The organism is Falsihalocynthiibacter sp. BN13B15 (genome assembly GCF_041205415.1).
Lineage (GTDB): Bacteria > Pseudomonadota > Alphaproteobacteria > Rhodobacterales > Rhodobacteraceae > Falsihalocynthiibacter > Falsihalocynthiibacter arcticus.
The window spans coordinates 192,526-208,999 of the sequence record NZ_JBGFCE010000003.1 but is presented as its reverse complement, the minus strand read 5'-3'; the positions used below and the strand labels follow the sequence as shown (position 1 = coordinate 208,999).

Annotated in this window: 11 protein-coding genes, 1 tRNA gene and 1 pseudogene; 6 read left to right on the top strand and 7 right to left on the bottom strand. The window is 55.4% G+C overall.

Annotation, left to right across the window (positions count from 1 at the left end):
* Positions 1-78 precede the first annotated feature (78 nt).
* Genes secD through AB9F26_RS06275 form a run of 3 tightly spaced genes read right to left on the bottom strand, consistent with a single transcriptional unit; the run spans position 79 to position 3,861 of the window.
* A complete protein-coding gene (gene secD / locus AB9F26_RS06285) occupies positions 79-2,541 on the bottom strand; it encodes a protein translocase subunit SecD (protein ID WP_369767617.1) in 2,463 nt (820 codons plus the stop codon).
* Between the two features lie 46 nt (positions 2,542-2,587).
* The gene (locus AB9F26_RS06280; protein ID WP_369767616.1) at positions 2,588-2,944 is read right to left on the bottom strand and encodes a hypothetical protein; all 357 of its coding nucleotides are present in this window, start codon (positions 2,942-2,944) and stop codon (positions 2,588-2,590) included.
* Complete coding sequence (locus tag AB9F26_RS06275) at positions 2,941-3,861, bottom strand: calcium/sodium antiporter (RefSeq protein ID WP_369767615.1); 921 nt, start codon at positions 3,859-3,861, stop codon at positions 2,941-2,943. The genes AB9F26_RS06280 and AB9F26_RS06275 overlap by 4 nt, the downstream gene beginning before the upstream one ends.
* A 239-nt stretch (positions 3,862-4,100) precedes the next feature.
* Here AB9F26_RS06275 and AB9F26_RS06270 point away from each other — a divergent pair, with 239 nt between their 5' ends.
* From AB9F26_RS06270 to AB9F26_RS06250, 5 genes and pseudogenes are all read left to right on the top strand, one after another.
* Positions 4,101-5,075 carry a DUF6635 family protein gene (locus AB9F26_RS06270; RefSeq protein ID WP_369767613.1) on the top strand — a complete coding sequence of 325 codons (975 nt, stop codon included), beginning with the start codon at positions 4,101-4,103 and terminating at the stop codon, positions 5,073-5,075.
* 86 nt (positions 5,076-5,161) lie between these two features.
* The gene (locus AB9F26_RS06265) at positions 5,162-6,439 is read left to right on the top strand and encodes a hemolysin family protein (RefSeq protein WP_369767612.1); all 1,278 of its coding nucleotides are present in this window, start codon (positions 5,162-5,164) and stop codon (positions 6,437-6,439) included.
* 293 nt (positions 6,440-6,732) lie between these two features.
* Positions 6,733-7,743, top strand: coding sequence for a TerC family protein (locus AB9F26_RS06260; protein ID WP_369767611.1), 1,011 nt, complete (start codon positions 6,733-6,735; stop codon positions 7,741-7,743).
* Positions 7,740-8,369: pseudogene (locus tag AB9F26_RS06255) on the top strand (exopolysaccharide biosynthesis protein). The gene AB9F26_RS06260 and the pseudogene AB9F26_RS06255 overlap by 4 nt, the downstream one beginning before the upstream one ends.
* Before the next feature lie 11 nt (positions 8,370-8,380).
* Positions 8,381-10,288 carry a potassium transporter Kup gene (locus tag AB9F26_RS06250; protein ID WP_369767610.1) on the top strand — a complete coding sequence of 636 codons (1,908 nt, stop codon included), beginning with the start codon at positions 8,381-8,383 and terminating at the stop codon, positions 10,286-10,288.
* A gap of 1,223 nt (positions 10,289-11,511) precedes the next feature.
* Here the strand turns inward: AB9F26_RS06250 and AB9F26_RS06245 are convergent.
* Positions 11,512-12,228: a hypothetical protein gene (locus AB9F26_RS06245; protein WP_369756209.1), complete on the bottom strand. Its 717-nt coding sequence runs from the start codon at positions 12,226-12,228 to the stop codon at positions 11,512-11,514.
* Positions 12,229-12,327: 99 nt separating this feature from the next.
* On the opposite strand from AB9F26_RS06245, the gene AB9F26_RS06240 reads away from it, so the two are divergent.
* Positions 12,328-12,912 (top strand): tyrosine-type recombinase/integrase, encoded by a 585-nt coding sequence (locus tag AB9F26_RS06240; RefSeq protein ID WP_369767732.1) that lies wholly within the window; start codon positions 12,328-12,330, stop codon positions 12,910-12,912.
* A gap of 63 nt (positions 12,913-12,975) precedes the next feature.
* Here AB9F26_RS06240 and AB9F26_RS06235 read toward each other — a convergent pair.
* The 3 genes from AB9F26_RS06235 to AB9F26_RS06225 all read right to left on the bottom strand — a co-directional run bounded on the left by AB9F26_RS06235 (position 12,976) and on the right by AB9F26_RS06225 (position 16,470).
* Positions 12,976-13,065, bottom strand: a tRNA-Ser gene (locus tag AB9F26_RS06235).
* A gap of 139 nt (positions 13,066-13,204) precedes the next feature.
* Entirely contained in the window at positions 13,205-13,927 is a 723-nt protein-coding gene (locus tag AB9F26_RS06230) for an alanyl-tRNA editing protein (RefSeq protein WP_335584917.1), read from the bottom strand.
* Entirely contained in the window at positions 13,924-16,470 is a 2,547-nt protein-coding gene (locus AB9F26_RS06225; RefSeq protein WP_369767609.1) for a mechanosensitive ion channel family protein, read from the bottom strand. Before AB9F26_RS06225 ends, AB9F26_RS06230 begins: the two co-directional genes overlap by 4 nt.
* Positions 16,471-16,474 lie beyond the last annotated feature (4 nt).

Here is a 16,474-nt window from a genome sequence, read left to right as displayed (position 1 = left end):
GAAACGGTCAGAGTGACCTTGCCCAGTGAACTGCAGAGGTATCTCGCCGGGGGATTGCGCCCCCGGCGATGGTCGTTTTCAGGCCAGATTGCGCAAGGCATCCGGCATAACCGCAACCTTGTTGCGCTGCGCGAGCCAGGCGAGGACCGGACCCGCCACAAACAACGAAGACGCGGTGGCGATTGTCACGCCCGCAATCATTGGCCAGGCAAAGCCCGATACCGCTGGCCCACCCCAGATCGCCATCGGCACAATCGCTGCGAGCGTTGTACCAGAGGTAAAGATGCACCGAGCCAGAACCTGATTGAGACTTCGGTCGATGACACCAGCCAAGGGGTCTTCACGGCCTTCAGCAAGGTGTTCGCGGATCCGGTCATAGACCACGACCTTGTCGTTGACCGAATAGCCGATCAGCGTCAGCAGGGCGACGATGGTGGTCAGGTTCACCTCCCATCCCATTAGGGCGATGAAGCCAAAGGTTTTGGTGACGTCAAGGAAAAGCACCGCGATGGCCCCGGCAGCAAAGTGCCATTCGAACCGGACCCAAATATAGGCCAGCATCGCCAGGACCGCGAGGCCAAGTGCCAGCAAGCCGGTGGTTGCCAGTTCGCCGCTGATCGTTGGGCCAACAAGGTCGATCTGGTTGAACACCGCATCTGGGATCACGTCTGTTGCTGCACGTTCGACGGCGGCAACCGTGGCCTGCCCGACCTCACCCTGCACCCGGATCAGCGCTTCATTGGGATTGCCGAAGGCCTGCAGGCTCGCGTCGCCCGGAACCTGTTGCGCGATGGCGGCACGCAACTCGGACAACGGGACGGGCACGTCCGAGCGCAGGACCATCTGCACCCCGCCGGTAAAATCAATCCCAAGGTTAGGCCCAGGCACCGCAAGCAGGCCCAGCGACCCCACAGACAGCACTGCCGATATCGCAAGTGCGAGTCGCCCGCGCCGCATGAAGGAAAGTCTCCTCGGCGCGGGCACGCCACCAAACAGCGGCGCGATGTCGAGCCGCTTGAGTTTGCGGCGACGCACCAGCGTCTCCATCATGAACCGCATCAGCGCGACGGCCGTGAACATCGAGATGACGATGCCAAGGCTCATCGTGACGGCAAATCCCCGGATCGCCCCGGCGCCAAACATGAAAAGCAACACCATCGCCAGTAGCGTTGTGATGTTGGCGTCAAGGATTGTCGCCCAGGCCCGCCCATAACCGAGCGTCAGCGCCTTGATCGCGATCGCACCTTTGGCGGTTTCTTCGCGGATACGGCTAAAGATCAGGATGTTGCTGTCCACTGCAATGCCAAGACACAGGATGATTCCGGCAATCCCCGGCAACGTCAGCGTCGCCCCCAAAAGTCCCAACGCGGTCAGCGCAAGCATTACGTTCAGCCCAAGAATGGCGCTGGCCAGAAGGCCCCAACCGCCGTAAAGCCCGACCATGATCGCCACCACCAGCGCCAGTCCTATTGCGCCCGTCACCAACCCCGCACGGATGGAATCCGCACCAAGTGTTGCACCCACGCTGCGTTCTTCGATCACGTCGAGCGAGGCAGGCAGTGCGCCCGAGGTCAGAAGCACCGCCAACGTCTGCGCCTCTTCAAGCGTGAAATCGCCGGTGATCTGACCTTGGCCGCCCGGAATGGCCTGCTGGATGACCGGGGTGGTCAGAACTTCACCATCCAGAACGACCGCAAACCTTTGACCGATATTGGCGGCCGTAATCTGGGCAAATGCAACGCCGCCCTGCCGGTCGAAATTAAAGGTAACCATCGGCTGGCCGGTGTCGGGTTCGAACCCCGAGGCCGCCGCATCCAGCTGATCGCCCGACAGTGCCACACGGTCTTCAACCGGAATCTCGCCCGTGCCGTCCCGAAGCGGCAGCAGCGTCACGCCCGGTCCGGGCCCCGGTGCGACCATCTGGAAACTCATCTTTGCAGTCGATCCCAAGAGCGCGCGCAATTGGGCCGGGTTCTCGACGCCCGGCATCTGGACAAGGATGCGATCATCGCCAACCCGGCTGATCACCGGCTCGGAGACACCGACCTGATCAACTCGGTGGCGGATCACTTCGAGGCTGGCATCGGCGGCATCGCTTGCCGCGCGGTCAAGTCCGGATGACGTTAGGGACAACCGCACTAGGCCGTCGGACAGGTCGAGGGTAAAGTCCGGTGGGATACCGGACTGAGCGGTGGCGGACGCCGCCACCTGCAAAGCCGCAAGTAGCGCGTCGTTTGCGGGAGCAGACAGTGCGGTGCCGTTCACCCGGATCGTTGCCGGGTTCAGGTTCAACGTGCGCATCTCGGATACAAGTATCCGACGCAACTCCTCAAGGCGCGCGGTTGCCAGATCCGCGCGATTGATGGCGAGCAGCAGATGCGCGCCACCCTGCAGATCAAGGCCGAGTGAGACCGTCTGGCTGGTTGCCCAAGGCGGCAGCGTGTCGCGTATATCTTTGGAAAGAAAGTTCGGAAGGGCCGTCACCACTGCCAGTAGCAGAAGGACGGCATAGGTCATCACGACCCATGCTGGTCGGCGCATTTTCAGTATCCTTTGGTGCCTGAGTGTTCGGTTTGACGTCGGGATGTCAGACCGCAGGCGGCCCCCGAACTGGCGGAAGGATAGTGATTGCAGGAGTAGAAACGGATGCCACATATTGCCACGACACACGCGCCAGCGTTAGTCGTTGTTTGGGAACTTTTGGTGCGGGCGCAGTGGCCTGCGGTGTGTCGCCCTCGGGCAATGGCGCGCGTATCAGATGGCTCTGCGCCGTAAGGATGACCGGCGCAAATGCGGTCTCAAGTGCCTCAACGGGGCCATTGTGCGTGGCCGTTCGTTTCGCGCCGACATGATGCGCCCCAAAAAGCGCAACCGCCAGCACAAGGGATAGCCGCGACAAAATCGCGGCTATCCCCCTTGCGGCTTTGCCACGCCCCCTTGTCATCCCTGCGCAGCCCAGACATAGGCGGCATATCCCGCCAGCATCACGACCCCAATGCCGCGTCCAATCACCGGCCGGGTCAGCAGAAGCAAGGTCAACACCAGCGACACGGCAATCATCACCGGAAGGTCGAAGGTCAGGAACCGCGACGCCACCGGGATTGGCGCGATCAGTGCGGTGACGCCAAGAATGCCCAGAACGTTGAAGATGTTCGACCCGATGATATTGCCGATAGCGATTTCGGACTGACGACGAAAGGCCGCGATCAAGGATGTGGCAAGTTCCGGTAGGGACGTTCCGACGGCGACGATTGTCAGACCGATGAATGCCTCCGAAATGCCATACCCACGCGCGATCGAGACTGCGCCGTCTACCAAAAACCGCGCGCCGACCATCAAGGCGACAAGCCCGCCAATGACCCAGAGCACCGACACAAGCGTTGAGGCCGGAGGTTTCAGACTGTCGTCCTCCGCCGCTGCCTCACCCGACTTCAGATAGGCCCAGATCAGATAGGCCACCAAGACGCCGAACAGAACCAGCCCGGACAGGCGCGTCATCTGGCCAAAGGCGAAAAACGGCACTAGCAAAAGTGCCGCTGACATCATAACGGCCGTGTCGCGCCGCAGGGTTGCACCCATGACCTTGATCGGCCAGACCAGAGCCGAGAGGCCGACGATCAGCAGGATGTTGGCGATGTTGGACCCGATGATGTTGCCCAATGCGATATCGGGAACGCCGCGCCAAGCTGCGTCGACCGAAACCAGAAGTTCAGGCGTAGATGTGCCGAAGCCCACGACAGTCAGGCCGATCAGCAGCGGCGGGATCGCCAAGCGCCGAGCGATGCCGACACTGCCCCGCACAAGCGCCTCGCCGCCGAAGAACAGACCGAGCAGTCCGACGAACAGGTAAAAATAGTCCAAATTGTTGCCCCCAGGGGCGAGTGATGTGCCCTTGATTGAAAATTATGGATGAGGCCGAGCGCTTGCAAGGGCTGCCCAAAGATAATTCTCGGACGGACAAGCCGCACAAATATGCTACGCAGCGACCCTTGAAGGAAAGCAGTGGCGACACGACCTCTAGTATTGGATCCCAAGGCGGGAGGATGTTACCCATTCCCGCCAAAAGAAAAGCGCCCGCGCAGAAACAAAGGAGATGGTGGATGACCACCATGATCTCATCATCGAGTGCCATGTCAAAAGGCGACGCCTCCGGTCCTGACGGCTATGCATATTTTGCGGACCGACGGAAAAGGGTCGACCAATTCATTGATCACCACTTTACCTGGCCTGGGACCTTGCATCTACACAGCGCCGCGTTTGGTTGGGATGTCCTGCGTGCGCCGATCAACGTGATCCTGTCTCCGGTCCTCGTCCTGACTCGGATCGTCGCCATTGTGTGTCGGCGGATCAGGTTGCCTGCAATTGCAAACTGGCTTGCGGCGCGGCGTATCCTGCTGCCCACGGCGGTCTCGCGTCGGGTAGAGGCTCTTATTGCGACTGACCTTCTGGTCCTGCCTATGTCGCAAGGGGCCGCGGCTTGTGACCCGTGTGCGCTGTCTCGCGCCGTTCTTGCAGCCCCCCAGTTTCGCGAGTTGATCCGTAAACGCGCAGACGCGGCAGAGGTGCAGGTTCTCGGTCAGAGGATTGCGGATGCGCTTGGTGATTACGCGGGGACGCGGTCGGCGGTGGCAGAGATGACCACGGGCCTGGTCACGCTGACCGTGGGCGCGTTTGTGTTCCAGGCTCTGACACCTGGTATGATATCGATGGCACCCGGCGTTGCGGACGCCATGGCCCAGACCACTGCTATTGCGGAGTTTCCCATGGGTCAGACCATCGGAGGCCTATGGTACGGCATGTTCCCCACAGGCGCATCACCCCTGTTTTTTGCCGCAAGTGTGACGATCCTTATCATGATTGGGTCGGTCTTTGCCGCGTTTGCGGGTGTGCTGGCCGATCCGATCCAGAGCCGTCTTGGCATTCACCGCCGTCGTCTAATGCGCCTGATCGACACGCTTGAGGTGGAGCTTTGCGGTTCCGGCGACAAGCCCTTCGCCGTACGCGAACACTACTACGCTCGGCTGTGGGACCTTTGGGATATCGTCGGCAGTGCATTTCGGCTCTTTCGGAATTAGCGCGCGGCTGGATGGGCCCGCATCGTGGTATTTAACACAAAACCTGTGAAATGGATTCCGGAACTGTCCGGTAAAAGTTGGAGAGAATGGTCTTAGAAATTGCAGTCGTCATTCTGCTCACGTTCATCAATGGCGTGCTGGCGATGTCCGAACTTGCCATCGTGTCTGCCCGCCCCGCCCGATTGAAACTGATGGTTGACAAGGGCAGCAGGGGTGCCGCGATAGCCATCACGCTTGCCAAGGACCCCGGTCGGTTCCTGTCCAGTGTTCAGATCGGCATCACACTGGTGGGGGTGTTAGCGGGCGCTTTCTCCGGTGCGACGCTTGGTGCGCGTTTGTCCTCATCTTTGGTTGAGGCGGGTTTGGCGGTGAAGTTTTCCCAGCCACTTGGTGTGGGGCTCGTGGTTGTGGCCATCACCTATCTGTCGCTGATCGTGGGCGAGCTTGTTCCCAAACAGATCGCTTTGCGTGCGCCCGAACAGGTCGCGGCCCGTATGGCGCCGATGATGGGGCTCATTGCGCGCGTCGCAGCACCGCTGATCTGGGTGCTTGATCGGTCCGGCAAGATTGTATTGCGTCTGCTCGGTCAGTCCGGCGCCCAGTCGCGAAAGGTGAGCGATGAAGAAGTGCGCCTGATCATCGCCGAGGCCGAAAGCACCGGAGCCATGAACCGCGCCGAAAGCGGGATGATCGCGGGTGTCATGCGCGTGGCCGACCGTACGGCGCGTGGGCTTATGACGCCGCGCCACGAGGTTGAAACGCTCAACGCATCCAGCAGCACAGCGCAGATCCTCAAACAGCTTCGCGGGATGAGCCGGTCCAGACTGCCGGTTCAGGACGGCGATGCAGACGACATCATCGGCGTGTTGATGACACGCAACATTTTGGGGCCCGCATTGATGAACGAACCCTTCGATTTGCGCGCTCTGCTGCGTGAAGCGCCGGTCGTCCAGGGTGGACAAAGCGCGCTGGAGGTCATCGAAAGGTTGCGCACGGCGCCCGCGCATATGGTGCTCGTCTATGATGAATATGGCCATTTCGAAGGTATCATCACACCGATGGACGTTTTGGAGGCCATAACCGGCGACTTCCCAGACAGCGAAGCGGACGAACCCAAAGTCGTCACACGTGCCGACGGATCGTACCTAGTCGCGGGCTGGATGCCCGTGGATGAATTCGCCGATCTGTTGTCGCTGGAGCTTGACGATGATCGTGATTACGAGACGGCAGCCGGATTTGTCCTTGAGAAGATCGGCAGGCTGCCCGAGGTCGCAGAACGATTTGATCTGCAGAACTGGTCAATCGAAGTCGTCGATCTGGATGGTCGCCGCATCGACAAGCTGCTGGTAACGCGCGTGAACTAGGGACCAAGACGGCTGCAATCTGCTGCGCCAGACAATCATCCCGAAATTTGCGATTTCCGGAACATTGATCAGCGGTTAATCGCTTGCCTAGATGTGACTGCCCTGTCCCTGTGATGACAATAGAAAATCAAGATCGCATGCAAAAAATTGATTTCTCTGGCAGGTGTTGTGCGCCAATTCGCTACTCACCACTTCGTATATGCTGGGTCAAGGTTTGCTCCTGAAGCTGCGGCGCGTTGGGTGAACGAGACTTTCAAGTACTCTTCAACCGTCTTTTTCGGAGTTTTGGTGACATGGACCTTCTTTTTGTCGATTTCTTGGGAAAACCTGTATGGAGTTGGATTGGTTTTCTTTTGCTCGTTCTGGCGCTTTTGATCTTCGACCTTGGCGTGTTGCAACGCAAATCCCATGGAATCGGGGTGCGCGAAAGCCTGATGCTGTCAGCCTTCTACATCAGCATCGGATTGCTGTTCTCGCTTTGGGTTTGGTACTTTTTGGGCCAATCGTCCGCACTTCAGTATTTGACCGGCTTTGTGGTTGAAAAAAGCCTCGCACTGGACAACATTTTCGTTATCGCGATGATCTTTGGATATTTCGGTGTGCCGCGCGCCTATCAGCATCGGGTGCTGGTCTATGGCATCATTGGCGTTGTTATCTTGCGTGGTATCATGATCGGCCTTGGCGCGGCGGTGGTCGCGCGTTTTGATTGGGTTCTTTTGATTTTCGCGGCGTTTCTGATCTTTACGGGGATCAAGATGCTGATGTCGGGAGGCGGCGAATATGATGTTGCGGCCAATCCCGTGCTGCGGTTCATGAGAACCAAGTTTCGAGTGACCGAAGATCTGCATGGCGAACGCTTCTTTGTCCGCGTGCCTCACGCCAATACTGGCAAAGTGGCGCTATATGTGACGCCGCTCTTTTTGGCGCTTGTGATGGTCGAACTGGCAGATGTTATTTTCGCTGTCGACTCGATCCCCGCAATCTTTGCGATTACGCAGGATCCCTACATCATCTACACATCAAACATCTTCGCCATACTCGGTCTCAGGGCGCTGTATTTTGCTTTGTCTGCCATGATCCATCGCTTTACCTACCTTCCGACAGCATTGTCGCTGGTTCTGATCTTTATTGGTGGCAAGGTTATTGCAGCCGAGGTTCTGGGGCTGGAAAAGATTTCTGCTTCGATTTCGCTGGGGATCACGTTGACTATTCTGATTGGCGGAATCGCCGTGTCGCTGTGGCGAACTCGCGGAGCGGCTGATGGTTCGGTTTCTGCCCCAATTATCCATGTCATAACCGAATGAACACTCTGTCATCAGGACTGCCCCTTGGCAATGGGGCACCCGCAAAGAAGCTATCGGACGTCCTGCGGGAACTCGATCAGGGCGCGGGCGAACGCATCTCGCTTGGCGATCTGATCACCGCACTTGGGGAACGAAGTTTCGTGCCTCTGATTATCCTGTTCTCGCTGCCGAACGTGTTCTTCTTCGTGCCCGGATCATCGGTCATCACGGGATTGCCACTTATATTCATCCTTTGTCAGCTCATACTTGGTCGGCCTGCGGTCTGGCTGCCCAAGGTTTTGAACGAGCGTTTCATAGAGCATGTCACGTTCACCCGGATTGTCATTAAGGCCGTCCCTTGGATCTAATGGGTCGAACGCATGGCGCGGCCGCGCTATTGGCCGTTTTCGCGGGTCGTGGCGGAAAGGGTCGTCGGACTTACCAGTCTCGTGATGGCCATTTTCATGTTCCTGCCGATCCCCTTTGCAAATGCCCTGCCTGCGGTGTCGGTGATCACGCTGGCACTAGGTCTGGGTGAACATGATGGGGTGTGGCTTGCTGGCGGCGTGGTTGCCAGTCTAGTATCAACCGTGATCGTCTTTGCCATTTTTTCGGCAGGCACTTTCGCAATGCTGAGCTTTTTTTAAGGACCCGAGTAATGCCATCGCAGAATGAAGCCTCCTCAGCGCTGCAAGGTCACGGCGACGACGCCCACCGCCCCAAACGGACCGCCGCTTTGACAATCGGCGCAGTTGGCATCGTTTACGGCGACATCGGCACAAGTCCGCTCTATGCGTTTCGCGAGGCGCTGCGCCCCGCCGCCGCAGATGGTTTGACCCAAGCTGAGATTCTTGGAGTCGTGTCCTTGCTGCTCTGGGCGCTGATCCTGATCGTGACCCTGAAATACGTCTTGTTTCTTCTGCGCGCGGATAACCATGGTGAAGGCGGGATTTTGTCACTCGTGGCTCTCGTCCAAAAGAAACCCAGAAGAATTGGAGTGGCCTTCGTTCTGGGCGTGTCGGGTGCGGCCTTGTTTTTCGGGGATGCGATCATCACGCCGGCGATATCCGTTCTTTCCGCTGTCGAGGGCCTGAAGCTCGTCACTCCCTTGTTCGAGCCTTACGTGATCCCAATTGCTATCGGCATTCTCGTATCGCTGTTCATGGTGCAAAGCCGTGGGACCGGTCCGCTTGCCCGGTGGTTCGGCCCGATCACGGTAGTCTGGTTTCTTGTCATGGGGGCCGCAGGTGTGGCACAGATTGTAGAAAATCCAAGTATCCTGTGGGCCTTTGATCCCCGTTTTGCGATGTCCTTCATGACGGAGCATGGAAAAGTAGCATTTATCGTCTTGGGAGCAATATTCTTGGCCGTTACAGGCGCCGAGGCACTTTATGCCGACCTTGGACACTTTGGCCGCAAACCCATACAGATTGCCTGGTTTGCCCTCGTCTTTCCGGCGCTCGTGCTCAATTACTTGGGGCAAGGTGCGTTTATCCTGCAGACGCCTTCAGCAGTGTCTGATCCTTTTTTTCTGATGGTGCCCTCTTGGGCGCTGCCAGGTTTGGTTATTTTAGCCACAATTGCTACGGTAATCGCAAGCCAGGCTGTCATTACAGGCGCGTTTTCGATGACCCGCCAAGCAATACATCTTGGGCTACTCCCGCGCCTCATGATCCGTCACACGTCAACCACCGAGACGGGCCAGATTTTTCTACCCGTCATCAACGCTCTGCTGCTCGTGGGCGTTGTGATCCTCGTACTTGCCTTTCAGACGTCGACGGCCTTGGCGGCGGCATATGGGATCGCGGTCAGCGGTACAATGATCGTCACGACGGCGCTCGCCTACCTCATGTTGCATCGGGTCTGGGGCATGCCAAAGGCCATTGCCATGGTGACGCTTGCCCCTATCTTGCTGATCGAGACCGTTTTCCTTGCTGCCAATCTCGCGAAAGTTCCGGACGGGGGGTATGTCCCGCTTCTACTTGGCGCAAGTTTGGTGATTGTTATGTGGACTTGGGCACGCGGTACACAGCAACTGTTCATGCAGTCTCGTAAAACTTCAGTGCCCTTGGATGATTTCATTCCGAGAATCGAAAAAAGCTCGGCTCTTCGTGCTCCCGGAACAGCCGTATTTCTGACCAGCGATGTTGCCGCCACGCCGCCGGCGCTCTTGCACAATCTCAAACACAATCATGTCCTGCACGAGCATATTATCGTCTTGACCGTCGAGACACGTGACGTACCGCGCGTGCCCGAGAACGAACGTGCTGTCATTGATCGTCTGAGCGATCGGTTCGAACGGATCAGTCTGCGGTTTGGCTTCATGGAAACGCCCAACGTCAACCGCGCGTTGGGGACTTGCCGCAAGCAGGGCCTGCAGTTCGAAGGCATGAAAACCACTTTCTTCCTTGGTCGCCGTAAGCTTGTCGCCAAAGCAGACATCGGGATGCCAATTTGGCAAGACCACCTCTACATTTTTATGTCGCGCTTGGCGGCCGATCCGTCCGATTTCTATCATCTGCCGCGTGACCGGGTCGTAGAATTGGGCTCGCAAGTTGCAGTTTAGCAGACCGCGCCGTCATTAATGTACATTCCGCATGTCCAACCTAGCAATTTAGCGCGACGAAACCTGACATTGGCCATGAAGTATCCAGTGGAAGCAAAGTCAGCATGTCGATTGTTGGGATAGACCTAAGCCTCCCCCTTTGAAGTGGTCCGTCCCTATCGTTAGGAAACGGAGGACCATAGATGGCCATGAAGAGACCCAAGCCCGAAGAGATTGTCGTGAAGTTGCGGTAGGTTGAAGCTCAGAGGGGGCAAATTGATACCTTACCCCAGCCTTTGCGACCCTTCTTCCACCAAAACCGGATGCTCTCTAACCAACCGTATCAACATCTCGACATTCCGCCCTTAGTCCGGTGGTCTTACCGAGCTCTAGAAAACTGTGCAGTTGCATCGCGCACGAATGGTAGCAATGCGAATGTTGTACCGAAGTGTTGGCGGGAGGGCATTTGGGCCTCTCATTCTTTGCGCGATCAAATTCAATACGGAATACTATTGAGTATCTACAGGAGAGCGCAGACTGACGCAGTCATCAACTTGAAGAGCTTTTTCGACGGCCGCAGAGCCCGCGCTGCCGACAACGGCGCTAAACGTAGCGAAGGTCGGTTCCCGCCCCTAGTTACGATTTCTGCTAAAAACTAAATCAGCCGTTAGAAGTAATCTTAAATTCTGCTGCGTGGCCCGTGGAAAAGGTCATTGCAGCGGTAAAGGCAATCGTCGGCGAGTTGAACGCCTTATCAACTATCGTGGATAGCATTCTAACGCCCTCCTAAAACGCACTGGAACCAAAACCTGGAGATTGTCTAGCCAAAGCAATCGATTAGCCCTAAAAACTTTCCCAGACACACCGTAACCAAGGCAAGAAAGTGGAAAACGGCTTTGTGCAACAAAAACCGAAAAGTCTGGGACTCAAGATGATTTGTGACGCAGTAACGCTTCCCAAACGCAGAAATAACTGCCGCCGCCGGTTAAGGCGAAGGACAATATTAGGAGAATGGCATAGGCACCCTCTTGGAAAGATCATTCGAAATGCCTGTTAAAGCATAAAGAAATCGACTGAATACTTTTCTAATCCCTTCCAAATCAACCACGCGAGGGGAAATTTGAGTTGTGGAATTCATGTCTGGGCAATATGCACTTTAGGGCAAGGGTAGACTAGGAACCCATAGCTGCCGTTGTTCGTCGTCAGCCTTCAAAGAAGAATAGCCGGGCGTATCTGGCGCTTCACTATTTAATGCCGTCGCAAAAAACCTTTGTCCCAGTAAATCGGAACTGCCGTCGCCATCTTGCACTGTAGACGATCACTGACATTCCAGGCGTGATGTTTAGAGCAGACATGTTTGCCGCCGCATGCAGTTCTAGCTGTTGGGCAAGCCAAAAATTCTGCTGAGCCACCTGATTGAACGCCCCAAAACCGATACTTGGAAGGCTGGCAGTTATGGTTTTGGCAATCGTTTCGGTGCAGGGCCAAGGATTGGTGTTTTTCACATGGATAACCGCTTGGCTCATATCGCCAGCCTGTGAACGTGCCGGGACCCCCAACTGACCAACAGCATCCGATGCTTCGTTTGTGACGGCAGTCCGTCCAAGACGCGACGGCGTTTCCGAAGAAATCGTTTTATACTCTTGATTTAGGCGCGGCATCCCCGTTTCGTCTGCGAAGATCAGCCTGGTATCCGGGTCTGTATGCACAGATGACCCTAAAATCGCCTGAACCATCTCATTGCTTGTATGAGTTTCCGCTGCGACACCAAGAACATGGGAACGAAGTGATTTTGTCCAGTTTTTCCAGCCCGACGCGGCCGAGCTTGCGATTGGATCATCGTCTGAGAGACCCGCCAATCTACTGACATCATTTTCGAACCGCTGGCGGGCTTGTTCGAATGCTTGCTTGATTTCATTAAAAAAAACATTTGCTTCGCGAAAGTCGGATGACACTGACATAATTCAATCCTATTAATTTTTAAACAAATTTAGGCATCGAGAAGGAAAGCTGTTTGAATCGACTAACATTCCCAAAATGAAATATTATTTTCATTGAAGGTGTCAAAAAACTGCGTTTCAATCAAGTACTTTGCAAAGTCGATATGGCCTCAGGCCTTGGCAAAAGGATTGGGCTTAGCAGTTGGCCATTGGCCTCTGCACTCGCAAGAGCGCGTTGCATTTGAGGTTCTTTATCGCTCGTGCGCAGCAATCGGTGACGCCGTGACACTTGGCCCCAATATGGTGGATGATGAAGGTTGGCTGACCTACACGCGCAAGAAGTCTGTTAGTATGGCAACCGCGCCGTTTAATGGCCTGGTCGCGCCTAACTGGTTTGGATGGACAGACGATTTAGAACGCGCCCTTGCAGCCCAGCCCAAGCGACACTTCGCGTTATTCATGTGCACCAGCTTTGGCACACCAAGATTGCACAAGGGAGCCGCAAGCTGGTTCTCACGCGCGTGCAATGCCGCCGGCATGCCGCATCTTTCATCGCATGGCGTTCGTAAATATCGCGCATCGATGTTCAAAGAGAACGGTGCAACGCCAGAGCAACGCATGGCAATTTTAGGCCACGAGTCCAAGCATGAAGCAGGCCTATATTCCAAGTCTGCCGACCTGCGCAAAGTCATAACGAATGGGTGAAAGTTCCAACTAGTTCCAATTTTGCATATAAATGCGAACAAAAACAACTAGTTAAGGTGGTAGTGGCGGACAGACAGGGATTCGAACCCTGGAGACGGTCACCCGCCTACACACTTTCCAGGCGTGCGCCTTCGACCACTCGGCCACCTGTCCGTTAGGCGGGTTTTAGTGTGGGGTTTGAAGGGGCGCAAGGGCAAATAGTGGAATTAGCACTAAAACTTGAATCTGTGCCTCAGACTCTAATTCTGGGATCAATTGCATTTGGCATTTAGCCTTAAAAATCATGCGAAATCTAGACATCTAGTAGAATGTTGACCCGTCGATTGGTTGCGCCTTTTTTCTCGACTTTGCCGAAATGAATCAGGCCAATTTCGCCAGTGCGTGCCACATGTGTACCGCCACAGGGCTGCAAATCAATCATTTCGCGACCCTCGCCTATTGCGATGAGCCGGATGCGCCCTGAACCTCGGGGCGGTTGAACGCGGAGCGTCTTAACCAGACCGGGGTTCGCGTCGAGTTCAGCATCCGTAATCCACGTTTCGGTAATGGGGAGATCGCGATCTATGAGCGCATTTATCCCCTCCTCAAGCGCCTCGCGATTTTCCAGCGGATAGGGCATATCAAAGTCGAGACGCCCTTTTTCAGACCCGATTGAGCCTCCGGTCACCGGCAAAGGGATCACCACCGACAGGATATGAAGCGCTGTGTGAATCCGCATGTGGCGGTGACGACGTTCCCAGTCTAGCTGTTGTATTACCGCGGTCCCAATGGGCGGAAGTGGCGCTGGAGTGGCGGGAAGGAGGATGATCTGCTCGCCCTGCCCCTTGATGGTTGTCGCCACCTCAAGGGTCTCGGATGGCGCCCATGTGAGCTTCCCGCTATCGCCGGGTTGCCCACCACCGGTTGGATAAAAAATCGAGCCATCCAAAACCACTCCCCCTTCGGGGGTGTGGGCCAAAACCGTGGCAGGAGCATCGCGCAGATACGGGTCTTGTTGAAACAGTTTTACACTCATATGGAAGGCTCTTCTAACGGTTTTGCAGGGGGTGGGCCAAACCCTTTTAAGTCCTCGGGATTGCGCAACCAAAGGTCCGATTGTGGGAATGGGATGGAAATGCCCTCTTCATTGAAACGTCGCAAAATTTCATGATTTAGGTCGCTTTGAACATTTAGTTTCCAATTAATGTCCCGCAAAATGAGCCGCAACTCAAAATCCAAACTTGACGCGCCAAACCCGCGAAACAGGGCCTTGGGTTCGGGGGTGGCCAAGACCATTGGGTGGCCATTGGCAACTTCGAGCAGGAGATCCGCGACTTGATTTGAATCCGAGTCATAGGCAACGCCTATAGGCAAAATAAGCCGACCAATCGAATTGCCGCGCGTCCAGTTCGTCACAACGCCGGAAACGAGGTCACCGTTGGGAATGATAACATCCGTTCTGTCAAACGTTTCGATCCGAGTTGAGCGTACCGAAATATCGCGGACATACCCCATTTGGCCGTCACTGGTTTCAATCCAGTCGCCCTCGGATATCGGTCTTTCTGCCAGTAGAATTATGCCCGACACAAAGTTGGAAACGATGTTTTGAAGGCCAAAACCAATACCGACCGACAAGGCCCCAGCGACAATCGCCAAGGAGCTAAGATCAATCCCTGCCACCATAATTGCCGCGAGCCCCGCAAGGAAGATCCCAACATATCCAAGGCCAGACACGATGGCATTTTGCCCCCCAATGTCGAGCGTGGTTTTTGGCAAGAGTGTACTGCGTAATGCCCCTTGAAGAAGCCGCGTAATTGTAAAGACCGCGCCAAACGCAAACAAAAACAACAGCAGGCTCGAGGGGGAAACTCGTGTTGTTCCGAAGGTAAAGCCGTTTAAGAAAAGGTTCCAATAATCAAAGATTTGGGCCGGACGTACCCCCGCAATAATTGCGAAAAGAGGGATGGACCCAATCGCCAAAACAAAACCGACGAGAACAGGAATGATCGATTCCTGTGATGCGCCAAATCGCCATGCAATCAAATCATAAACCTGATTGGAAACCTGATGGAGGATAAGAATAACGGCCAAAAGGGCCAATGAAGGGATCAAAGGCGACGTCACCATCACCCCAGCATTATAATACCCAAGCGTTGCAAGAATGGGCCCCAAAATAGCTGGTATCATCACCAAACGGCTTATAAAGGCGATGACCTGATTGCGGAAAGTTGGGTTTGTTGTTCCATCGCTATTTTCGAGTTCATCAAGGACGCCCTTGCGGAACAATTGAACGAGTCGAAAACTCACTAATCCAGAGCCGAGAATGAGCGGATAGACCAAAACGGCCTCGACGCCCTTTTCAGGAGTAGAAATGCCAAACATAAGGATACCCAACGAAGATAGTCCCAGGATAACACTCAAGATGTTTGTATAAAACCGCGCTTCGGCACGTTGAGCCGCCGTCAGTTGAAAAATTTCGCTGCCTACGTTTTCCCGCGGAAACACCTTTTGTCCCAGCCAGCGCCCAACAACAAACATCAAGGCCAGTTGCCCGAGCCCCGAAACCAAAGCCAACCCGTGCGATCCGAATAGACCCAAGAGAACAAGCACTTTAAGGATCAGCAAAATTCCAAAAAGCGGGGCCAAATTCGTGAGTGCAGACAAGGCAACTGAGGAAAACCTGCGCAAGGGTTCACTCGATTGTTGCGCCACGCGGTCTTGCGCTTTTGACATCCAAGTTCCCCAGCGCAGAAACATCACCAAGGCCATTAGGAGAAACAGCAAAATGCGTGGGGCATTCGTCAGGAGGTTCTGGTTGCGATCCTTTTTATGCCATTCTACCCGCGTTTCTGCCGGGATAATGCCATAGAAATCATAAAGATATTCAATGGTCTGGGCCCAATACTTCGGAAGAATTGGCGAAGGGGTAGACACTAGGAATTCCGAGCGTTTCCGCGCGTTTATAATACGGTCGATCTCGCGAATTAGCCCTGTGGCCAATGCAAACGCTTCGGCCGCCGCAAGAGAAGGTACCCGCAGAACCGCGCGTTCCTTTTCAAGGCTCTTCAGTTTAAATTTTACAATTTCTGCGGTCTCTTGTTCGGTCCCGTTGGTGCCTGATGATGGCGCGGGGGACAGCGCCTCAATCTGGCCGTCGAGCGTTGAAATTTGACCGGAATTAAGGCCTTCTTTGCCAAGAAATAGATCTCTCCAAACAACAATTTTTTTACGCAGAGACTCAAGGTTTTCCGTAGTCTCGGTTGCGTTCACTACGTCTTTTTGCGCCTGCTTGGAAAACGTTTCCCAATCGCCGTAGGTTTTCCCGTTCTCCAAAACGGTCGAACGCAACGTGCGCAAAATCTCAAAGGAACCATCGTCGCCCGCCTCTTCTGCAGGCGACGTTTTTTCAGGCGCGGTTTCCGATTCGCTGACAGGTCTGGAGATCGGAATTGTTGCGGCCGAAGCGTCGTTGGGAGATTGCGCTACTGCGGGGGATGTTTGCGCCCCAAGCGCGACGCAAACGGCAACCGCGCTAAAAATCCAGCGAAACACCCCGCCGCAGCGACTCAATACTTGCATTCAA